20 protein-coding genes are annotated in these 21,214 nt (G+C 71.6%); 8 read left to right on the forward strand and 12 right to left on the reverse strand.

The genetic code is table 11. From position 1 onward, the window contains the following. Positions 1 to 80: 80 nt before the first annotated feature. Positions 81 to 1,397 (reverse strand): tetratricopeptide repeat protein, encoded by a 1,317-nt coding sequence (locus FZO89_RS11180; protein ID WP_149103330.1) that lies wholly within the window; start codon positions 1,395 to 1,397, stop codon positions 81 to 83. A gap of 113 nt (positions 1,398 to 1,510) precedes the next feature. Between FZO89_RS11180 and FZO89_RS11185 the strand changes: the two genes are divergently transcribed. Beyond that, positions 1,511 to 3,145 (forward strand): bifunctional AfsR/SARP family transcriptional regulator/alpha/beta hydrolase, encoded by a 1,635-nt coding sequence (locus tag FZO89_RS11185; RefSeq protein WP_149103331.1) that lies wholly within the window; start codon positions 1,511 to 1,513, stop codon positions 3,143 to 3,145. 42 nt (positions 3,146 to 3,187) lie between these two features. Here FZO89_RS11185 and cls read toward each other — a convergent pair whose 3' ends face one another. The 9 genes from cls to FZO89_RS11230 all read right to left on the reverse strand — a co-directional run bounded on the left by cls (position 3,188) and on the right by FZO89_RS11230 (position 12,753). Then, positions 3,188 to 4,609, reverse strand: a complete 1,422-nt coding sequence (gene cls, locus FZO89_RS11190; protein ID WP_149103332.1) for a cardiolipin synthase — start codon at positions 4,607 to 4,609, stop codon at positions 3,188 to 3,190. 1,026 nt (positions 4,610 to 5,635) lie between these two features. Next, complete coding sequence (gene rpmG / locus FZO89_RS11195; protein ID WP_057659899.1) at positions 5,636 to 5,800, reverse strand: 50S ribosomal protein L33; 165 nt, start codon at positions 5,798 to 5,800, stop codon at positions 5,636 to 5,638. A 13-nt stretch (positions 5,801 to 5,813) separates the two neighbouring features. Beyond that, a complete protein-coding gene (rpmB, locus tag FZO89_RS11200; RefSeq protein ID WP_149103333.1) occupies positions 5,814 to 6,050 on the reverse strand; it encodes a 50S ribosomal protein L28 in 237 nt (78 codons plus the stop codon). 228 nt (positions 6,051 to 6,278) lie between these two features. Next, entirely contained in the window at positions 6,279 to 8,987 is a 2,709-nt protein-coding gene (locus FZO89_RS11205; RefSeq protein ID WP_149103334.1) for a bifunctional acetate--CoA ligase family protein/GNAT family N-acetyltransferase, read from the reverse strand. Between the two features lie 118 nt (positions 8,988 to 9,105). After that, entirely contained in the window at positions 9,106 to 9,498 is a 393-nt protein-coding gene (locus FZO89_RS11210) for a hypothetical protein (protein WP_149103335.1), read from the reverse strand. 34 nt (positions 9,499 to 9,532) lie between these two features. Continuing rightward, positions 9,533 to 10,444 (reverse strand): ParB/RepB/Spo0J family partition protein, encoded by a 912-nt coding sequence (locus FZO89_RS11215; RefSeq protein WP_149103336.1) that lies wholly within the window; start codon positions 10,442 to 10,444, stop codon positions 9,533 to 9,535. Then, a complete protein-coding gene (locus FZO89_RS11220) occupies positions 10,441 to 11,280 on the reverse strand; it encodes a ParA family protein (protein ID WP_149103337.1) in 840 nt (279 codons plus the stop codon). The genes FZO89_RS11215 and FZO89_RS11220 overlap by 4 nt, the downstream gene beginning before the upstream one ends. Before the next feature lie 191 nt (positions 11,281 to 11,471). After that, the gene (gene rsmG / locus FZO89_RS11225) at positions 11,472 to 12,113 is read right to left on the reverse strand and encodes a 16S rRNA (guanine(527)-N(7))-methyltransferase RsmG (protein WP_149103338.1); all 642 of its coding nucleotides are present in this window, start codon (positions 12,111 to 12,113) and stop codon (positions 11,472 to 11,474) included. A 52-nt stretch (positions 12,114 to 12,165) separates the two neighbouring features. Then, positions 12,166 to 12,753 carry a 4'-phosphopantetheinyl transferase family protein gene (locus FZO89_RS11230; protein WP_149104141.1) on the reverse strand — a complete coding sequence of 196 codons (588 nt, stop codon included), beginning with the start codon at positions 12,751 to 12,753 and terminating at the stop codon, positions 12,166 to 12,168. A gap of 87 nt (positions 12,754 to 12,840) precedes the next feature. On the opposite strand from FZO89_RS11230, the gene FZO89_RS11235 reads away from it, so the two are divergent. The 3 genes from FZO89_RS11235 to FZO89_RS11245 all read left to right on the forward strand — a co-directional run bounded on the left by FZO89_RS11235 (position 12,841) and on the right by FZO89_RS11245 (position 15,231). After that, a complete protein-coding gene (locus FZO89_RS11235) occupies positions 12,841 to 14,220 on the forward strand; it encodes an AMP-binding protein (protein ID WP_149103339.1) in 1,380 nt (459 codons plus the stop codon). A 131-nt stretch (positions 14,221 to 14,351) separates the two neighbouring features. Next, positions 14,352 to 14,609: a GlsB/YeaQ/YmgE family stress response membrane protein gene (locus FZO89_RS11240; protein ID WP_149103340.1), complete on the forward strand. Its 258-nt coding sequence runs from the start codon at positions 14,352 to 14,354 to the stop codon at positions 14,607 to 14,609. Between the two features lie 157 nt (positions 14,610 to 14,766). After that, on the forward strand, positions 14,767 to 15,231 hold the full coding sequence (locus FZO89_RS11245) for a PepSY domain-containing protein (RefSeq protein WP_149103341.1): 465 nt from the start codon (positions 14,767 to 14,769) through the stop codon (positions 15,229 to 15,231). A 121-nt stretch (positions 15,232 to 15,352) separates the two neighbouring features. Here FZO89_RS11245 and FZO89_RS11250 read toward each other — a convergent pair whose 3' ends face one another. Next, positions 15,353 to 15,928 (reverse strand): dihydrofolate reductase family protein, encoded by a 576-nt coding sequence (locus FZO89_RS11250; RefSeq protein ID WP_149103342.1) that lies wholly within the window; start codon positions 15,926 to 15,928, stop codon positions 15,353 to 15,355. 113 nt (positions 15,929 to 16,041) lie between these two features. Between FZO89_RS11250 and FZO89_RS11255 the strand changes: the two genes are divergently transcribed. From FZO89_RS11255 to FZO89_RS11270, 4 genes are all read left to right on the forward strand, one after another. Further along, positions 16,042 to 16,593, forward strand: coding sequence for an NADPH-dependent FMN reductase (locus FZO89_RS11255; protein ID WP_149103343.1), 552 nt, complete (start codon positions 16,042 to 16,044; stop codon positions 16,591 to 16,593). Positions 16,594 to 16,758: 165 nt separating this feature from the next. Then, entirely contained in the window at positions 16,759 to 18,894 is a 2,136-nt protein-coding gene (locus FZO89_RS11260) for a hypothetical protein (RefSeq protein WP_149103344.1), read from the forward strand. A 177-nt stretch (positions 18,895 to 19,071) separates the two neighbouring features. Continuing rightward, a complete protein-coding gene (locus FZO89_RS11265) occupies positions 19,072 to 19,716 on the forward strand; it encodes a DUF5671 domain-containing protein (protein ID WP_149103345.1) in 645 nt (214 codons plus the stop codon). Then, positions 19,713 to 20,192 (forward strand): hypothetical protein, encoded by a 480-nt coding sequence (locus FZO89_RS11270; protein WP_149103346.1) that lies wholly within the window; start codon positions 19,713 to 19,715, stop codon positions 20,190 to 20,192. Before FZO89_RS11265 ends, FZO89_RS11270 begins: the two co-directional genes overlap by 4 nt. 242 nt (positions 20,193 to 20,434) lie before the next feature. Here the strand turns inward: FZO89_RS11270 and xth are convergent, their stop codons facing one another. Further along, positions 20,435 to 21,208, reverse strand: a complete 774-nt coding sequence (xth, locus tag FZO89_RS11275) for an exodeoxyribonuclease III (protein ID WP_149103347.1) — start codon at positions 21,206 to 21,208, stop codon at positions 20,435 to 20,437. Between the last annotated feature and the right edge of the window lie 6 nt (positions 21,209 to 21,214).

A 21,214-nucleotide genomic window follows, 5' to 3' on the forward strand; every position in this document is an offset into this window, starting at 1 on the left:
ACGCAATCGCCCCGGCACGTCCACACGCGGTGTCCGCAGGGCGCGGACGGCGGCGTGCGCCATCCGGCCCGCGTGGCGGCCTAGCCCAGGCGGCGCTCCCAGTGGGCGGTCAACGGCGTGCCCGGCTTGGCGAACAGCCGCTCGTTGAGCAGGTGGCGCGCCAGCGCCCGGTGCCCGGCGCCGATCGCGGCATCGAGCAGGGTCAGTTCGATCACGTCGCGCTGCGCGTGGCTGCCGCCCATCGCGTGGTGGCGCCCGCGCAGCGGCAGCAGTTGTTCGACCGCGCCGGCATGGTCGCCCTCGCCGTGCGCGATCACGCCGCGCAGCAGCGGTACGCCGATCTCGCCGGCGATCCGCGACAGGTGCCCGCCGTCGACGTCCGTGGCGCGTGCTTCCACCGCGGCCAGCAGCGAACGTGCCTGCGCGTCGCGGTCGGCACCGACGAAGGCCATCGCCGCGTGCAGGTCGTTGAACGCGTAGTGGCCCGCGACCGGCGCGCGATCCGTCCAGCGCTGCGCCGCGTGCTGCCAGCGGTCGCCGACGTCGACGCCTAGGATCCGCAGCCGCCACAGCAGCGCGCACACGTCGATGTGCTGCAACGCCATGGCGTCGCCTGCGACGATCTGCGCGTCGAACAGTTCCAGCGCGCCGGCGGTGTCCAGCTGCTCGAGCCGGAACAGCGCCAGGTGCCACCAGTTGTGGAAGGCGAACGCGTTGTCGCCGGACCAGTCGGCGATCCGCGATTCGAGCCAGCGCGCGCCGTGCTGGTGGTCGCCGCGCATCTCGTGGACGTGGGCGGCGGCGTGGATCGCCCAGGGTTCGCGCGGCTGCAGGGCCAGCGCGGCCTGCGCGGATTCGAGCGCGCTGTCGTAGTGGTTGCTTTCCTCCAGGCCGAACGCCTCCAGCGCGCGCACGTGCGCGTACATCGGCGTGTCCGCCGACCAGGCCGGCAGCACCCGCGCCACCCGGCGGTGCAGGTTGCCCGCGTCGCCACGGAAGAAGTCGAACAGGTGCGCCGACCACAGCGCGAGGAAGTCGCGCGGATGCTCGACCAGGATGCGTTCCCACTGGTCGCAGGCCTCGCGCCAGTGGCCGAGCGCGCAGGTGCGGCTGGCGGCGACATGGGCGCGCTCGCGGGCGTTGGCGCCGGTCGCGGCGCCGGCCAGGTCGAGCAGCGCGTGCGCCTGTTCGAGCATGGGCTGTTCGGTGGCCGACAGCAGGCAGTTGGCCTTCATCACCAGCGGCAGGACCCAGCCCGGGTCCTCCTGGATCGCGGCGTCGAGGTCGGCGAAGGGGTCGCCGAAGTAGGTCGCCATCCGCCACAGCGCCTGCTCGGCATGGGCGATGGCCGCGGCGGAACGGGTGGAGACGGGGCAGTCGCGGGGATCGTGGTGCATGGGGTTCCGTGGTACGTGGTCAGGGCGGCGTGGAGCGTTGCGCGCGGCAAGGGGGCGGAGTCAAATGGGGAGCTGGCGGGGGGAGCCGGTCCCGGAACCGAGGAAGTGTGCGCATGAGCCGTCCTTTCCGCGTCCCTCCGACGCTGTCGGTGTCGATGCACGGCTGGCCGCGGCTGGCGCTCGCCGGCGCTTCGCGGCCACTCGGCCTCAGGCATGGATGGGCGCTGCTGGCCTACCTGCTGTGCAGCGGCCGGCGCGCCGCGCGCGAGCGCGTGGCCACCCTGCTGTGGCCCGGGGCGGACGCGGCGAAGGCGCGCACCCGTCTGCGGCGTCTGGTCTACGCCCTCAACGCGGGCTGCGGCGTGGACCTCGTCGCCGGGGATGGCGAGTCGCTGTGGATCGATGTCGATGCCGCCCGCATCGAATGCGACGTGCTGCGCGCCCAGGCGCAGGCGCGCGCACAGATCGCACCGTCGGCCGACGACGAGGCGACCGATGCACTGCTTGCCCCGGGCGCGGAAGGCCTGCTCGAAGGTTTCGACGTCGCTTCCGACGCGTTCGACGAATGGCTCGCGCAGCAGCGCCAGGCGCACCAGCGCCTGGTCACGCACGGGCTGCAGCGGCTGGCCCAGCGCAGCGTCGCCCTGGGCCGGCTCGAGCTGGCAATCGACGCCGCGGAACGGGCGATCGCGCTCGAGCCGCACGCCGAACGCGGCTATGCCGAGCTGATGATCGCGCTCGGCCACCGCGGCGACGCCGGTGCGGTGGAAGCGGCCTATTTCCGCTGCGCGGGCGTGCTGCGCGAGGAGTATGGCGTGGCGCCGTCGGAGATCGTCGAGACCGCCTACGCCTCGGCGATGGCGATGGCGCGCGGGTCCGCACCGGGGCCGCGTTCATGCGGCGGGCGGGACCCGACCCCGGTCCGCCACGCCCGCGGTCGCGACGGCGTGCGCCTGGCCTACACCGTCTCCGGCGACGGCCCGTGCCTGATCAAGGCGGCGAACTGGCTCTCGCACCTGGGCTACGACGACGACAGCCCGGTCTGGGGCCACATGGTGCGGGCGCTGACCCGTGGCCACACTTTCGTGCGCTACGACGAACGCGGCTGCGGCCTTTCGGAGTGGGAGGTCGAAGATCTCTCGTTCGCGCGCTGGGTCGACGACCTGGAGGCGATCGTCGACGCGCTCGACGCGCCGCGCTTCGCCCTGCTGGGGATCTCCCAGGGCGCCTCGATCGCGATCGCGTACGCGGTCCGGCATCCGGGGCGCGTGAGCCACCTGGTGCTGCACGGCGGCTATGCGCGCGGCCGCCTGGTGCGCAGCGACACGCCGCAGGAACGCGAGGAGGCCGAGACCATGGCCAAGCTGGCCGAACTCGGCTGGGGCAAGGCGGAGCCCTCGTTCCGCCAGTTCTTCACCAGCCAGTTCATTCCCGACGGCAGCGCCCAGCAGCACGAGTGGTTCAACGAACTCGAGCGGGTCTCGACCTCGCCGGCCAACGCCGCCCGGTTCATGCGCGAGTTCGCGCTCATCGACGTGGTCGACCTGCTGCCGCGGGTGCGTTGCCCGACGCTGGTGCTGCACAGCCGCGACGACGTGCGCGTACCGGTGGCCGAAGGACGCCTGATCGCCGAACGTATCCCGGGCGCGCGCTTCGTGAACCTGCACAGCCGCAACCACCTGCTGCTCGAACACGAGGCGGCATGGCCGCACTGGCTGGAGGAGGTCAGCGCGTTCCTGGCCCGCTGAGCGCGCGGCCGCAACACGTCGCGAAGAACGCGCAGCCCGGTCCTACAGCAGCGGATCGGCGAGCCGGGCGACGCCCTCCAGGCTGCGGCGCCATGCCGGGCGCCGCGACCAGTCCTGCGCCGAGAGGTGTTCGCAGTCGGCGAGGTAGCCTGCTTCGATCTGCCGCAGCCGCGAGACCACGTCCGCGCTGTAGCAGAGCATGCCGATCTCGGCGTTGAGCGCGAACGAGCGGATGTCGAGGTTGATCGAGCCGACCAGGGCGATGTGGTCGTCCACGCTCAGGTGCTTGGCGTGCAGGAAATGCGGACGGTACAGCGCGATGCGGACGCCGGCGGCGAGCAGTTCGGCGTAGTACGACGCCTGCGCCCACGCGCTCAGGCGCTGGTTGCTGCTCATCGACAGGATCAGCTGGGTGTCCACGCCCGACAGCGCGGCGATCCGCAGCGCGCTCAGGGTGGCGTCGTCGGGCACGAAATAGGGCGTGACCAGCACCAGCCGCCGGCGCGCGAGATGGATCAGCGCATTGACCGCGTCGCGCGCGTTGGCGAACGGATACGCCGGGCCGCTGGGAAGCATCTGGGTGGCGATGTCGGCATCGTGCAGCGGCAGGGTCGGCGTGACCGCGAGCCGCTCGCCGGTCTCGATGAACCAGTCGCTGGCGAACACCGCTTCCAGGTGGGCGACCGCCGGGCCCTGCACCCGCGCAACCAGTTCCCGGTTCGGGAAGCCGCGGATGAACTCCGCGTCGGCCAGGTTCTGCGAACCCACCCAGGCGGCGCGGTTGTCGATCACCGCGACCTTGCGATGGTTGCGCAGGTCCATGCGTCCGCTGCGGCGCCAGCGCAGGCCACCCGGCAGCATGTCCTGCACCTGCACGCCGGCCGCCTGCAGCGGCGCGCGGTAGCGGCGCAGGCCGCGCCTGGCGCCGACCGCATCGAGCAGCAGGCGGCACTCGACGCCGCGCGCCGCCGCGCGCTGCAACGCGCCCGCGACCGCGTCCCCCACCGCGTCGTCGAACATCAGGTAATACAGCAGGTGCACGCGCTGGGTGGCGCCGTCGATGTCGGCGACCAGGCGGCGCAGCGAGTCGCCGTAGTCCCCGAGCAGTTCGACCTGGTTGCCATGGGTGGCCATGAAATCGCCCAGGCGCTCGACCAGCGGCACCAGTTCGGCATCGGCGCCGCCGGGCGCGGGCGTCCAGCGCTGGTCGGCGAGCGGTGCCTGTTCCTCGCGGATCACCTGCGAGGCCAGCCGCTGGCGCGCCACGCGCTCGCGCGACAGCCACGGGTGGCCCAGCAGCAGGTACAGCGGCAAGCCGAGCAGCGGCACGAAGAACACCAGCAGCATCCAGCTGCGCGCCGCGCCGGGCGTGGTCCGCGACGGGATCCACGCCAGCGCCACGAGCCGCACCAGCCAGTCCGCGATCAGCAGCCACAGGCCGGTATTGAGGTCGGGCAGGGACATCGGGGGATTGTGCCGGGTCGTCTGCCCGGCTGTCAGGCGCTCTCTCCGCCGCGCCGCAATGGTGGCGGATGGTGTGTGCTGGATGTGGCGCGGTGCATGGCAAGCGCGGCTTTCCAAGGGCAATCGCACGCATTCCGCGAGCGCACGCCATCGTGGCGGCTCGCCGCGCGACCTCGTCCTTACGCAATTGGAGCGCAGCTCCGGTGGGGCCGCAGCACCCCGGGCAGGGGACGCGCACCGCTCGGGCAGACATCCATGTCCGCACTCGCGGCCGCGGCACATCCCTGTGCCGCTTGCGCGTCCCCTGCCCGAGTCGCTGCGGCATCGGGTCGTTGGGCCTCGTGCCTTCGGCATGCATTGAACGTCTCTCGTCGAAGCACCCGTTGTTCTTGGCTCGACCAACGGGTGCTACCCCGAACTGCGGAAGTGCAGTCCCTCAAGCAAAGGCGAATCCGCTGCTGACGAAGCCCTCGCAAGAACGGGTCGATGAGCCGTGGCCTGGCGGCCGGGGTCGCATCGAGCGCGCCATGGATGGCGCGTGCCCGAGTCAGGGCAGGGTGAGCGCGGATGGCTTGCGCGGCATGCCGCGCATCAGCGCGAACGCCCGGCGCGCTGCGTCGGGCCGGAACGACCTGACCGAGGGAAGAGCGGCCCCCGGCCGGCAGGACACGGCGTCAGCAAGAAGGTGCGCGGCCTGGCACACGCGAATGCCCCGGGCTACGCGGCGGTAGATGAAAGCTGCGGGGCATACGCCTTCGCAGCGTTGCCATCGGTGGCGACGGGCGTTTGAGCACCGACAGGGTGAGGTGCAGCCTCACCCCACGCCCGTTGGCCGGCCAAGTTGGCGGTCCTGCTTGCGGCAGGCGTCGACGGGGACATGCATCCTGCGAAACGCCGCGCTCCGCACGGGAGCCTGACGCGGGCGTGTGGTCGCAGGCGAAGCGCTGGCCAACGAAAAAGCCCGCCTTGCGGCGGGCTTCCGGGTGACCTTCCGGCAGCCATGCGCTGCGCGCATCGGCCGTCAGGTCACTTGATCTTGCCTTCCTTGTAGATCACGTGCTTGCGGACGACGGGATCGTACTTCTTGATCTCCATCTTGCCGGGGGTGTTCTTCTTGTTCTTGTCCGTGGTGTAGAAGTGGCCGGTGTTGGCCGACGAAATCAGACGGATCTTGTCGCGCTTGGTTGCCATGACGTACTACTCCTCAGACCTTCTCGCCACGCTTGCGCAGGTCGGCGAGCACGGCGTCGATACCGTTCTTGTCGATGGTGCGCAGGGCGGCGGCGGAAACACGCAGCTTGACCCAGCGGTTCTCGCTGGCGACCCAGAAGCGGCGTTCATGCAGGTTGGGCATGAAGCGGCGGCGGGTCTTGTTCATGGCATGCGAGACGTTGTTGCCGGTCGTCGTTCGCTTGCCGGTGACTTGGCATACTCGGGACATTACGCACCTCGATAACGGTTGGTGCCTCCCTTGGCCAGGGAGACGTCGGCCCCGGCGGGCGGGCCCTGGAGGCGCGCCCGCCACGCAATGCGGGCGGTGGTCGCTGCACGGTTGGGGGGCGGAATGGCGTTTCCGGTCCCCGCGCCGGACCCGGTGTACGGGTGGGTCGGACGCAGCGAGCCGCGCATTATGCCCGCCCCGGCGCCTGTGGACAAGTCGGCGCCAGGCTCAGGAGGCCGTCTCGTCGTCCTGCGAGACCGGGAGCCTGACCAGCATCAGCCCGGGCTCGTCCGGGTCGGGCGTGATGCGGAAGCCGAGCTGCGCGCACATCGCCAGCATGCCGCGGTTCTGGCGCAGCACCTGGCCCTCGACCTCGTGCAGGCCGAGCCAGCCGGCGACCTCGATCATGATCTTCATCAGCTGCCAGCCCAGGCCCTGGCCCTTGAGGTCGGAGCGCACCAGGATCCCGTACTCGCCGGACTCGTAGTTGGCGTCGGCGTGCAGGCGGACCGCGCCGAGCATCGCGCCGGACCCGTCCAGCGCCAGCAGCGCGATCGAGCGCGCGTAGTCCATCTGCGTCAGCCGGGCGATGAACTCGTGGCTGAAGTGCTTGACCGACTGGAAGAAGCGCAGGCGCAGGTCCTCGTCGGTGACGTGGGTGAAGAACTCGCGGAACAGATCCTCGTCTTCCGGGCGCACCGGGCGCACCGACACCGGCGTGCCGTCGGCCAGGGCGATGCTGCGTTCCAGCTCGCTGGGATAGGGGAAGATCGCGAAGCGCGGATGACCGCGGCCCTTGTGCAGCGGCTCGACCGGGCCGACCAGGATGCGCGCGTCGACCGCGATCACGCCGTCGGCGTCGGCCAGCAGCGGGTTCAGGCTCATCTGCCGGATCTCCGGCACGTCGGCCGCCAGCTGCGCCAGCTTCACCAGGGCCAGCGCGATCTCGCGTTCGTTGGCGGCGGGCTGGTTGCGGTGGGCCTTGAGCCGGCGGGCCACCCGCGTGCGTCCGATCAGCTCGTGCGCCAGGCGCAGGTCGAGCGGCGGCAGGCCCAGCGCGAGGTCGTCGACCACGCGCACCGCGGTGCCGCCGCGTCCGAACACCACCACCGGGCCGAACACCGGGTCGTCGGCGATCGCGGCGATCAGCTCGCGCGCGTTTGCGCGGGTCACCATCGCCTGCACGGTCACGCCGCGGATGCGCGCGTCGGGCCGGCGCTCGCGCGCCAGCCGCAGCACGTCGGCGGCGGCATCGTGCACCGCCTGCCCGCCGGCGAGGTTGAGGCGCACGCCGTCGACCACGCTCTTGTGCGCGATGTCGGGCGAATCGATCTTCACCGCCACCATGCGGCCCGCCGCAAGCAGCGGCTGCGCCAGCGCCATCGCGGCCTTCGGGTCGGCGGCGGCCAGTGGCGCCTCATGGGGCAGGCCATAGGCGGCGAGGATGCGCGCGGTCGCCTGCGGATCGAGCTGCACTTCGCCACGCGCGACCGCGGCCCGCACCAGCATCCGTGCAGCCGCCGCGTCCACCGCGAAATCCGCCGGCAGGCTCGGCGGCGTTTCCATCAGGGCCTGCTGCGCCTCGCGGTAGCGCACCAGGTGCATGAAGCCGTGCACCGCCTCGGTTTCGGTGGCGTAGCTCGGCACCTGCGCTGCGTGCAGTGCCGCGTGCGCCGCGGCGTCCTCGGCCAGCCATACCGCGAACACCGGCTTGCGCGCGGCGGCCCCCTTGCGCCGCGCCAGCACGTCGGCCAGCGCGGTGGCCGTTTCCAGCGGGGCGGAGAATGCGGTGGGCACGTTGACCACCAGCAGCGCGTCGTTATGCGGATCGGACAGCAACGCGTCGGCGGCGGTGGCGTAGCGCGCGCCGTCGGCGTCGACCACCAGGTCGACCGGGTTGTCGTGCGACCAGCCGCCGGGCAGCAGTGCGTCGAGCGCGGCGATCGTCTCCGTGGAGAGCGTCGCCACGGTGCCGCCCAGTCGCAGCAGCTGCTGTGCCGCGAGCACGCCCACGCCGCCGCCATTGCCGAGGATCGCCAGGCGCCTGCCGGGGAAGGTGCGCAGCGTGCCCAGTGTTTCCGCGGCCGCGAACAGTTCGTCGAGCGCGTCGACCTGGAGCAGGCCGGCGCGGCGGAACCCGGCCGCGTGCACGGCTTCGGCCGGTGCCAGCGCGCGCAGGCCGATTTCGGCGATGCTCTGCGGCGCCTGCGGACGCGCCGACTTCACCACCACCACGGGCTTGGCGCGCGCCGCCGCGCGTGCGGCGGACATGAACTTGCGCGCATTGCCGACATGCTCGACGTAGAGCAGGATCGCGCGGGTGTGGCGGTCGGTGGCGAGGTGGTCGAGCAGGTCGGCGAAGTCGATGTCGAGCGCGTCGCCCAGCGACACCACCTTGGAGAACCCGATCGAGCGCGCCACGCCCCATTCCACCAGCGCCGCGGCGATCGCACTCGACTCGGACACCAGCGCGATGTCGCCGGCCTGCGGGGTCCGCGCCGCGATGCTGGCGTTGAGCCCGGCGTGCGAGGACACGATGCCCAGGCAGTGCGGCCCGAGGATGCGCATGCCGTGCGGATGCGCCGCGCGCTCGATCGCGGCGTTGAACGCCGCGCGGCCGGCGCCCAGCTGCGCGGTCAGCAGCACCGCCGCGCCCACGCCGAGCGCCGCGGCCTCCTCCACCAGTCCCGGCACCACCGCGGGCGGCGCGGTGATGACCGCAAGGTCGGGCACCCAGTCCAGGTCGCGCAGGCGCCTGACCGTGGCGAGGCCGTCGATCTCGCGGTGGCGCGGGCTGACCCAGCCGATCCGGCCGGCGTAACCGGCTGCGCGGATGTTGCGCATCACCGCGCGTCCGGCCGAGCGCTCGCGCGGGCTGCCGCCGACGACCGCGACCGCGGCCGGTTCGAACAGCGACTGGAGGCGGTAGGTGCTCATGCGGGCACAGTATCGCGCGCGGCGGTCGGGGCGGCCGTGACGCCTGCGCGGCGGTGGCGGTGGCGCGCGAGCCGTCGCCGGCTCGCGCCGGGCGCGGCGCGCGTCCGGTGCCGCCGGATCAATCCCGGATCCGGCGCAGCACCAGGGTGTACTGCTGCGGGCGGCCCTGGTCGTCGCTCCAGCGCTGGACGACCTCGAGGGTGTCGTCGGGCCCGCGCGACCAGGAGAACGCGCTCGGCGCCTCGACCGGCTCGAACGCTGCCGCATCCGCGCCGATCGCGCTGGCGCGCCAGCTGAAGCCGTTCCAGGTCGAGGTCACGATCCCGTCCGCGAACGCGACCGTGCTCGAATCCGTCGCCTCGGCGAAGCGCGCGTCGGCGTAGCGCGTGGAGCGCAACGTGGACGCGTCGACGAAGGCGTACTCCTCGAAGAACGGCGTGCCATCGGGACCGTCGCCGGTCCAGCGGCCTTGCAGGAACGCGAGCTGCCGGAACTGGTCGAGGGTGAACATGCGTCCGGTCCGGATCGAGCTCGACGCCGCGCCGCTAACGGCGCCGCAGCCGCTCGAGCACGCCGTCGAGCGCCTCGAGGCCGGCGTAGTGGATCACCAGCTTGCCGCGGTTGCCGCGGCCGTTGCTGATGCTGACCCTGGCGCCGAGCGTTTCCGACAGCTCGTTCTCGAGCGTGGTGATGTCGGGCGAGTTCGCGGCCTTGCCGCCCGTGGCCTTCTTCGGCGACGCCGGCACCTTGCCCGCGGCGAACTGCGCGGCGCGGTGTTCGACCTCGCGCACCGACCAGCCGCGTTCGGCGGCCTCGGAAGCCAGCTTGCTGGCCAGGTCGGGCGAGAGCGTCAGCAGCGCGCGGGCGTGGCCCATCTCCAGGCGGCGCGCCTCGAGCAGCGCGCGGATCGCCGGCGGCAGTTCCAGCAGCCGCAGCAGGTTCGACACCGCCGCGCGCGAACGGCCGACGGTTTCGGCGGCGGCGGCGTGGGTGAGGTCGAACTCCTCGATCAGGCGCTGCAGCGCCTGCGCCTCCTCCAGCGGATTGAGGTCCTCGCGCTGGATGTTCTCGATCAGCGCCATCGCCACCACGGTGCGGTCGTCGACCTCGCGCACCACTGCCGGGATCTCGGCCAGTCCGGCTTCCTTCGCCGCGCGCCAGCGGCGTTCGCCGGCGATGATTTCGTAGGTACGGTCGGCCAGCGCGCGGACCACGATCGGCTGGATCACGCCCTGCGAGCGGATCGATTCGGCCAGTTCGGTGAGCTTGTCGCTGTCCCAGTGCTTGCGCGGCTGGTACTTGCCGGCGCGCATGGCGTCGACCGGCAGCGTGCGCAGCGCGTCTCCGGGCGTGGCCTCGAGCTTCGGCGCTTCGGCGGCGGCCTTGGGGCCGAGCAGCGCTTCCAGGCCGCGGCCGAGGCCGCGCTTCCTGGCGGGCGCGGACTTCGCGGTGCTCATGCCGGGGTCTCCGTCAAGGTGTCGTCCTTCTTCTGCGGGTCGGTGGCGGCCCCCGCGCCCGCCTGTTCGTTGCGTTCGCGCTGGCGGCGCAGCACCTCGCCGGCGAGGCCGAGGTAGGCGATGCCGCCGCGCGATCCGCGGTCGTAGCCGATGATGCTCTGGCCGTGGCTCGGCGCCTCGGCCAGGCGCACGTTGCGCGGCACGATGGTGCGGAACACCTTGTCGCCGAAATGCTGCACCAGCTCGGCCGAGACCGCGTTGGCGAGGTTGTTGCGCACGTCGAACATGGTGCGCAGCACGCCTTCGATCTCCAGCTGCGGGTTGAGCCGCTCCTTCAGGGCGTCGATCGTCTGCAGCAGCGCGGTCAGGCCTTCGAGCGCGTAGTACTCGCACTGCATCGGCACCAGCACCGAATCGGACGCGGTCAGCGCATTGAGCGTGAGCAGCGACAACGCCGGCGGGCAGTCGACGATGATGAAGTCGTAGCGCGGACGCAACGGATCGAGCGCGCGCTTGAGCCGCTGCTCGCGGCCTTCCTCGTCCATCAGCTCGATCTCGGCCGCGGTCAGGTCGGTGTTGCCCGGCAGCAGGTCGTAGCCTTCCGCCGTTTCCATGATCGCGTCCTCGGCGTGCACTTCCTCCAGCAGCACGTCGCAGGTGGAGGCATGCAGGTCGCGCTTGTCGATGCCGCTGCCCATGGTGGCGTTGCCCTGGGCATCGAGGTCGATCAGCAGCACGCGCTTGGGCGTGGCCGCCAGCGCCGCGGCCAGGTTCACGGCGGTGGTCGTCTTGCCGACGCCGCCTTTCTGGTTGGCAATGGCGATGATGCGGGCCATGGGGTCCGGGGTGCCTCGGGTAGCGGCGGGAGTTGGCCGCAAGACGGCGGCCCGGACAGGGGATTATGCCGCGCCGCGAAGGAAATCGGCGTTCGTGGGTGCCACACCCGCCGCCGCGGGGTACGTTTCGGGAAGCGCCGCGCGCTTTTTCCCCGGCCCTGACCGCGGCCGGTTCAGCCTCCAAGCGGTCTTCAGTTCCCCCTCGCCACCACCACCAGATGCCGCTCTGCCGCCAGTCCCGGCACGCGCAGCGGGTGGATCGCCTCGACCTGCCAGCCGGGGGGCAGGGCCGCGATCTCGGCGTCCGGACGTGCGCCCTTCATCGCCAGCAGGCGGCCGCCGGGCGCCAGCAGGTGGCCGCCGACGACGAGGATGTCGGCCAGCGTGGCCAGCGCGCGCGCGGTGATCGCCTGGTAGGCGCCGGGTTCGTCCAGCGCCTCGGCGCGCGATTCGGCCACGCGTGCGTTGCCCAGGTGCAGGTGCCGCAGCGCCTCGCGCAGGAAGCGCGCCTTCTTGCCATTGGACTCGACCAGGGTCACCCGCAAGCCGGGACATGCGATCGCCAGCGGGATGCCGGGCAGGCCCGGACCGCTGCCCAGGTCGGCCAGGCTGCCGAGACCGGCCACGTGCGGCTGCATCGCCAGCGAATCGAGCAGGTGCAGGGTCACCATCTGCCGCGGGTCGCGGATCGCGGTCAGGTTGTAGGTGGCGTTCCAGCGCTGCAGCAGCGACAGGTAGGCGAGCAACGGGTCGGCCAGCGCGGGGTCGAGGCCCAGGGCGCCGAGGCCGGATTCGACCGGATCGCGCAGCGGGTCCATTGGCGGGTGCGTCATCACGCCATTGTAGGAGTACCGCAGGCCGGGGCTCGCGAATCGCCGTTCGTGGCTAATGCGGCCGCCAGGCCAGGGTGGCGAGGTAGCCCGGCGCCGGCATGAACGCGTGCAGGCGCCAGTCCGCGGGCGCGCCCAGCGCCGGGTCGCAGCGGTGCAGCCGCCAGCCCTCGCCGTCCCGGGTGAACTCCAGCCGCTCCAGCCCGAATGCGATGCCGCGGCCATGCGCCTTGAGCACCGCTTCCTTGGCGCACCACAGGCGCACGAACCAGGCTTCCGCGCCGTCGTGCGGCAGGTCGGCGAGCTGCGCCGCCTCGTCGGCGGTGAAGAACCGGCGGGCCAGGGTCATCGCGTTCGGCCGGGGCCGCAGCCATTCGATGTCCGCCCCCACGCGCGCGCCGCGCGCCAGCGCCACCAGCAGCCGCTCGCCGCTGTGGCTCCAGTTCGCATCGAGGCCGGCATGCGCCTGGCCCAGGTGCGGGCGACCGTGCACGTCGCGCCACAGGGCCAGCGCGTCTTCCGGCACCGCCAGCTGTCCGGCCAGCCACGCCCGCGCCGCGGGTTCGGCGGGTTCGCCACGGCGATACGGCCCCCATGCGCAGCGCACGGGGCCGACGTCCAGGTACGGCTCTGCGGGGTCCATCGGCAAGGGCGTTTTTCTCGGCAATGCGGCGTGCAGCGTAAGCTAGGGGGCGGGCGGGGAGCATTCCGGAGCCGCCGGTCGGGGAACATGTCCGCAGTCGTCCAGTACAACACGCCGCCAGTCTCCAGCACGTTGCCGCTGCCCGCGGGCGATGACGCGGGCGTGTTCGCGTTCGATGGCGACGGCACGACGTCCCGCGCCGCCTTCGCCGCGCACGTGCGCGCGCTCGCGGCACGGCTGCCCGACGCGGCCTATGCGGTGAACCTGTGCGAGGACCGCTACCGCTTCCTGGTCGCGTTCTGCGCGGCCGCCGTGCGCGGGCAGACGAACCTGCTGCCGCCCACGCGCACCCGCGCGGCGATCGACGAGGTGCGCGCGCGCTATCCCGGCAGCTACTGCATCGGCGACGGCGAGGCCTGCGGCTGCGACGCCCTGCTGGCCGGTCCGGGCGCGCATTTCGTGCACCTGGAGGCCACATTGCCCGCGCTGGAGGGGGCGCCGCTGCGGGTCGACGAGTCCGCGGTGGTCGCCATCGGCTTCACCTCCGGCAGCACCGGCATGCCGACCGCGAACGCCAAGACGCTGGTCTCGCTGCGCACCAGCACCGCGCAGAACCATGCCGCGCTCGCCAGCCTGTGGGCACCGGGCGAATCGCCGCACGTGGTGGCGACGGTACCACCGCAGCACATGTACGGCGTGGAGTTGTCGGTGATGCTGCCGCTGCTCACGGACGCGGCGGTGCACCGCGGACGGCCGTTCTTCCCGGAGGACATCGCGCGCGCGCTGCACGACGCCGCCGGCGCGCGCCTGCTCGTGACCACGCCCGTGCACCTGCGCGCGCTGCTCGCCTCGGGCGTGGCGCTGCCGCCACTGGCGGGGATCGTGACCGCCACCGCACCGCTGCCGCAGGCACTGGCCGCGCAGGCCGAGGCGCGTTACGGCTGCGAGGTGCGCGAAACCTTCGGATCCACCGAGACCTGCATCTTCGCCAGCCGCCGCAGCGCGCACGGGGAGGCGTGGACGCCCTATCCCGGCGTCCGGCTGCAGCCGCAGCCCGACGGCACCCTGGTGTCCGCCGCCCATCTCGCCGGGCCGGTCCTGCTGGCCGACCTGGTCGAAACGCAGGGCGATGGACGCTTCGTGCTGCGCGGGCGCCAGGCCGACCTGCTGGAGATCGCCGGCAAGCGCGCGTCGCTGGCGGACCTGACCCGGCGCCTGCTGGACGTGCCCGGGGTGAGCGACGGGGTGGTGTTCCAGCTCGACGAGGAAACCGCCGGCGTGCGCCGCATCGCGGCGGCCTACGTCAGCGCCACGCTCGACGAGGACACCCTGCGCGCGGCCCTGCGCCGCAGCATCGATCCGGTGTTCCTGCCGCGGCCATTGCGACGGGTGCCGGCGCTGCCGCGCAACGAGACCGGGAAGCTGCCACGGGCGGCGCTGCTGCACCTGTTGCGGAGCGGTCCGTAGCTTTCGGGACACCCGCCGCTGCCTGCCGGAATCCCGCAGACATCGCCGTCACGGCCCGTCTGTCAGCCTCTTTTCCGCTCCCCTGTTCGCCGGGATGCGTGCGCCATCCCATTCAAGAAAGGAGATCCTGCATGAACTTCATCATCTACCTGATCGTCGGCGGCATCGCGGGCTGGCTCGCGAGCATGCTGATGCGTACCGATGGCCAGCAGGGCATCATCCTCAACGTGGTCGTGGGCATCATCGGTGGCTTCATCGGTGGCTGGCTGCTGCCGATGATCGGCTTCGGCCTGGGCGGCGGCTGGATCGGGTTCCTGATCACCGCGCTGATCGGTGCGATCGTCCTGCTCGCGATCGTGAACCTGTTCCGGCGTGGCAGCGTGCGCTGAACGAAGCGCTCCGTTCGGCCAAGGAAAAAGCCCGGCGCAAGCCGGGCTTTTTCGTTGCCTTCGCACCGATGAACCATGCGCCACCCGTAGGGCCCATTTCACGGCCGGTTGCGGCTGGTGATCCCAGCATGCGTCTTCCCCACGAAAGGAGTGCGCCATGCGAACCTTCCGCGACATCCCGCTCAGCCGCGACATCCCGCTCAGGACCACGCAGGCCTGCCTTGTCCTTGCCCTGTTCGCGGCCGCCGGCGCCGCATACGCGCAGGACGCGCTGACCGCCGCCGAAGTCCGCGCCAGGCTCGAGGCGCAGGGCTATACCGACGTCGACGACGTCGAGTTCGACAACGGCACCTGGAGCGCCGACGCACGCAGCGCCGATGGCAACCGGATCGGGGTGTCGATCGATGCCCGCACCGGCACCGTGTACCCGGACGAGCAGGTCGCGAACCTGGGCGAGGCTGACATCGAGGCCAAACTCGTCGCCGCGGGGTACAGCAACGTGCACGACGTCGAGTTCGAGGACGGCCTGTGGAAGGCGGAAGCCGACGATCCCGCCGGCAAGGATGTGGAACTGCGCCTGGATCCGGCCGATGGCCGCATCATCGGCAAGGACAAGGACTGATCGCCTGGCGAGGATTGCGTACCGGCGCGCGCGAGCGCGTGCGCGATGCGGACAAGCCAGGAGATGGCTGCAGGCGATGCCCGGCGATGCCGGGCATCGTCGTCTCCGGAAACGCGCCGGCTCAGGCGAAACGGTAGGTGAGCACCTGCGCACCGGAGTCGAAGGTGCGACAGCCCTCCAGCGCCAGCGCCCGCTGGCCCAGGTCGGCGGGCGCGAACGGACGCCCGGTGCCGACCAGCACCGGCAGCGTGCGCAGGCGCAGCAGGTCGACCGCACCGGCGCGCAGCAACGCGTCCGTCAAGGTCAGGCTGCCCCAGACGACGATGTCGCCATCGACCTGCCGACGCAGCGCCTGCAGCGACGCGACGCCATCGCCGCGCAGGATCCGCGCACTGTCGCCGCGCGTGCCCCAGGGCGCCGCCGCCAGGGTCGAGGAGACCACGTACTTCGGCAGTGTGTTGATCGGCGCCGCCACGCGTTCGACCTTCGGCGAAGTGTCCGGCCAGTACGCCTCGAACATGCCGTAGGTGATCCGGCCCAGCACGATCGCCCGGACCGGGTCGAGCATGCGCATCTGCTCGTCCTCCATCTGCGGGTCCTGCAGTTCCCCGGTCGAGCCGAAGAAGTCGATGCCGCCGTCGGGCCCGGTGGCGTAGCCGTCGGCGCTGACGATCTGCTCGACGATGATCCTGCCCATGGAAGACCTCCCGCGCTGGTTGTCCTTCACGACGAACGCAGGCGCTCCGGTTCGACGTCGCCGCGGCTGTGGAGGCGCGCTAGCATGGGGGCATCCCACGGAGGTCTCGCACGATGGCGAACCTGCTCGGCATCTCCGGCAGCCTGCGCGCCGGCTCGTTCAATACCGCGCTGCTGCGTGCGGCCGCCCGCGACCTGCCGGAGGGGGTGTCGCTCGATGTCGCCACGCTGCACGGCATCCCGCTGTACGACGGCGACGGGGAAGCGGCATCCGGGCTTCCACCGGCGGTCGAGGCACTGAAGCGGAAGGTGCGTGCCGCCGACGGCGTGCTGCTGGCCACTCCGGAGTACAACAACGGCATCCCCGGCGTGTTCAAGAACGCGATCGACTGGCTGTCGCGTCCGGCCGCGGACATCCCCGCGGTGTTCGGCGGGCGCGCTTTCGCCGTCGTCGGCGCATCGCCCGGCGGCTTCGGCACGATCCTCGCCCAGGATGCCTGGTGGCCGGTGCTGCACACCCTGCGCGCGCGGGCGTGGTTCGGCGGACGGCTGATGGTGTCGCGTGCGGGCGGCGTGTTCGATGCCGGGGGCGAGCTGGTCGACGACAAGGTCGCCGCGCAGTTGCGGCAGTTCGTGGCCGGCTTCGCGGCATTCGCCCGCGGCTAGGGCAGCCCCTCGCCCGGCGCCGCGGTTCCGTGCTGCGGTGGGCAGGCGGCCCGCTCCACCGGCTTTCCGCCAACGTTGCCGAGGGACCTAGGGTCGCTCCGGATACCGGTGGCGCGCACGCAAGGCTAAGGTCCGCGGCATCCATCCTTCGCGGAGCGCGCCGTCGTGTCCGAGATCTACGGCATCGATTCGAGTACCTACCACCGGCTGCCGCCGGAAGACCAGCAGGCGATCCGCGACAGCCACCAGGCGACGCAGGCCGACCCGCCCACGGCGGAGGCCACGACCGTTGCGGACGCGCCTACGGTCGAGCCGCCCACCTTCGCCACCGCGCAGACGCCCGCCGAGGCGGTCGAGGCGATCCACGACCTGCCCCTGCCCACCTGGTCCGACATCCCCACCGGCTTCCCCGACGAGGACCGGCGCTCGATCTACGAAGCGCGCGTGGAGACGTTCAACGAGCGCCGCGCCGCGCAGGCGCAGGCCGCGATCGACCGGCTCGAACCGCAACTGTCGGATTACGACGCGCTCAACGGCGCGACGCGATCGCTCGAGTACGGCGATGCGCGCAGCGCGTTCGCCAACGATCCCCACGTGCAGCAGTTGCACCGCATCGTCGACGAGGCCACCACCCGGCCGACCGAGGTGCCCGCCTACCTGCGCACCGGCGGCGGACCGTCCACCGACGTGACCCGGCTCGACATCACACAGGTGCGCACCGCGCTCGGCGCGCTCGGGATCGACCTGCCCGCCGACGCCACCCCGGCGCAGGTGCAGGCCGGCTACGAAGTGCTGGCGCTGGCGCCGGACGGCGTGCTGGCCTGGGCGATCAACCCCGGCCAGCAGGTGCATTTCGAGACCCCGGTCGCAGGCGCGGCGACCCTGCCGCTGCCGGTGCGTGGAGGCGTCGACCTCACCCTGGTCGGACAGGTGGACATGTCCGGCGTGCAGACCGGCATCGATTTCAGCCAGACCCAGACCTTCGAGCTGGAAGTGCAGATGCAGGGCACCGCCACCGCAGCCGTCGGCCGCACGCCGCTCAACAAGTACTACGAGTGGGGCAGCCGCATCGCCGAGCGTTTCGACGCGTTCCCCGAACTGCGCAACATGGTCGACAACTCGCCGCTGCTGCGCAACGTGGTCAAGGGCCTGCCGATCCCGGTCTCGGGCAGCTACGAGCAGTTCGCCGGCACCCGCGTGACCTACGAAGCGGTGGTGACGCCCGAGCAGGGCGCACGGATCGCCGATGGCGACCTCGCCGCCGCGCCCAATCCGCTCGACCCGATGTCGATGCCGATCGGCACCGGCACCCTGATCCGCGGCCAGACCCTGACCGGCAGCCACTTCGAGGCGAACTACAAGCTGCTGCACCTCAACGGCACCACCACCGACCTCTCGGGCCAGGGCTTCGGCGTGCGCCGGATCGACGCCAACACCTTCGAGATCGTCGCCGGCGACGTCGAGACGGTGGAGAACGACATGTTCTTCGGCCTGGGCTACCGCGGCATCGGCGCGATCGGCCTCGGCGCCGACCGCAGCCTGGAGGAGCGTTCGATGTCGGTGGCGCAGCTCGACCTGCGCACCGAGGAAGGCCAGGCGGCCTACCAGGCATTCATGAGTTCGGGACAGATGCCGGACTGGTCGCCGCCGGGCGTGCTGCGGGCGGGCACCACCGAGGTACTGGCCGCCGACCACGAGGCGCGCTTCGGCCTGGAGATCGGCGGCTTCGGCTGGAGTACGCAGATCAACAGCAGCGAACTGGAGATCGTGTCCACGCGCTGGGCCGATGGCACCACCGAAAACACCGGCTCCTACCGGGTCGGCGACAACCACTACAGCCAGGTCACCTGGAACAGCGATGCCGCCGGGCAACCGGTGCCGGGGACCACCCGCTACGGCATGGTGCTGGCGAACTACGATCCCGCGCTCGCTTCCTACCTGTACGACGCCTACAACGCCGACACTTCGAACCTCGGCGCACACCAGTCGAGGGATTACGACGGCAACCAGCACGTGCGGCTGGAGTTCACCGAGTCCGAGCTGATCGCACTGCGCGACGATGCACGCGGTTTCATGCAGTCCGACGAGTATCGCGCCGAGCGCTTCGAGGCGCTGCAGTCGCAGGACATGGGCGGCACCAGCTTCACCGAGAGCCTCGCGCTGGCCGAGACCCCGGACGAAGTGTTCCGTGTGCTGTCCAACGACTTCTACCAGTACTCGATGAGCGAGGGCCTGCTCGGCCTGACCCTCGATACCGGCCAGAACACGCCGGGCACGCTGACCGTCCGCGACGCGGGCTAGCTGCACCGCGCGCACGCGGCCACGACCGGGCTACGCGACGCAGGCGGTCGGGGGTGAGCGCCGGTGACGCGACGGCGTGGCCGCACGGTCGCGTGAGCGTCGACTTCGCGCATGCGGCTTGACGGCCGTCGAGGGCGCGGCCACGGTGGTGGCCGGATGCCAACGGGAGCAACGGCCATGGCCCAGGCCACGCAGGAACTGGAACGCTTCGTGCGCGACGCGCTCGCCGCGGGCGCGTCGCGGCAGCAGGTGGAATCGGCGCTGGCAGAGGCCGGCTGGACGCCCGAGCAGGCGCGCGTGGCGCTTGCGGCCTACGCCGACCTAGACTTCCCGGTGCCGGTGCCGCGACCACGGCCGCAGTTGTCGGCCCGCGAGGCGTTCCTGTACCTGCTGCTGTTCGCAACCCTCTACCTCTCTGCCTGGCACCTGGGCAGCCTGTTGTTCGACCTGGTCAACCATGCCTTCCCGGATGCGGCCGATCCGGAGTACCGCGTGCGCAGCCTCGGGCAGTCGATGCGCTGGTCGATCGCGACCCTGGCGATCGCGTTCCCGGTGTTCGCCTTCCTCGCGCGCCACATCGGCATGGACCTGGCGCGGCACCCGGTCAAGCGGCTCTCGCCGGTACGCCGCTGGCTGACCTACCTGACGCTGTTCATCGCCGCCGCCGCGCTGATCGGCGACCTGATCGTGCTGGTCTACAACGTGCTCGGCGGCGAGACGAGCGTGCGCTTCCTGTTGAAGGTCGGCGTGGTCGGGGCGATCGCGGGCACGATCTTCGGTTATTACCTGGTCGACCTGCGGCGCGAGGAGCACGAGTCGTGAGCGGCGCGAGCGTGGGACGCCGGCTGGTGATCCTGGCGGCGGTCGTGATCGCGGCGACCGTGATCACCGCGATCATGGTGATCGGTTCGCCGGCGGCGCAGCGCGCCTCGAAGCTGGATGCGCGACGGGTCGCGGACCTGCGGCGGATCGAAGCGGCGATCGGAGAGCACGCGAAGCTGCACGATGCCCTGCCGCGCGACCTCGGCGCACTGCTGCCGGGTACGGAACGTGGGCTCGCGACCGTCGACCCCGACAGCGGCGCGTCCTACGTCTTCGAGGCGATCGACCGGCGCCGCTACCGCCTGTGCGCCGACTTCGCCACCGACAGCCGCATCCGGGTCCGCCAGGCCGAGCCCATGTACGACGATGCCTGGCTGCATCCGCCCGGGCGGCACTGTTTCGAACGGCGGCTGGAGCGCGACGTGGATGCGCGAGCGACCGGCCCCGCGCCGCGTCCCGGTCCGGGCACCGAATAACGGGTTGCAGCCGAACGCGTCGTCTACCCTTGCAGCGTAGCCCGGATAAGCGCAGCGCATCCGGGACCTCCGCGGACGACAAAGCGCCAGGTACAGACAATCCAGGCGAATGCGACCACATGGCCGCGGCGCGCAGGCCGGGTGGCCTGCGCCGTCCTTTCGGGGTGCGGAGAGTTTCCCGGATGCGCTGCGCTTATCCGGGCTACGCGGTGCGTCGATACACCGGCGCTGCTCGCCCTGCCTCAACCGGCGAGCGTCACCCACGCCGGCGCGTGGTCGCTCGGCCGCTCCCAGGTGCGCGGTTCGCGGTCGATGCCGGAGGCGGCTGCGTGCCCGCGCAACGCGTCCGACACCAGGGTCAGGTCGATGCGCAGGCCGAGGTTGCGGCGGAACGCGGCCTGGCGGTAGTCCCACCAGCTGAAGATGCCGGCCTCGTCGTTGTGCAGGCGGAACGCGTCGTGCAGGCCCAGCGCCTGCAATCTCCTCAAGGCATCGCGCTCGGCGGCCGAGGTGAGGATGTGGCCATCGTTCCAGACCAGCGGATCGTGCACGTCGCGGTCGTCGGGCGCGATGTTGAAATCGCCCAGCACCACCAGTCTGGGGTGGCGCTGCAGCTCTTCGCCGAGCCAGCCGTGCACCGCATCCAGCCAGCGCAGCTTGTAGGCGTACTTCTCGGTGCCCACGTCCTGGCCGTTGACCACGTACAGGTTGACGATGCGCACGCCGTCGACGGTCGCGGCGATCACCCGTTTCTGGTCGTCCTCGAAACCCGGGATGCCGGCCTGCACGTCCTCGATGGCGCGCTCGCGCGCGAGGATCGCCACGCCGTTGTAGGTCTTCTGGCCATGGAAGACGCTGCGGTAGCCCAGACCGGCCAGCGCCGTGTCCGGGAAGCGCGCGTCCTCGAGCTTGGTTTCCTGCAGGCCGACCACGTCCGGCTGCGTGTCGCGCAGCCACTGTTCCAGGTGCGGAAGACGCACGTTGAGCGAGTTGACGTTCCAGCTGGCGATGCGCATTCGAAC

The organism is Luteimonas viscosa (assembly GCF_008244685.1).
GTDB lineage: Bacteria > Pseudomonadota > Gammaproteobacteria > Xanthomonadales > Xanthomonadaceae > Luteimonas > Luteimonas viscosa.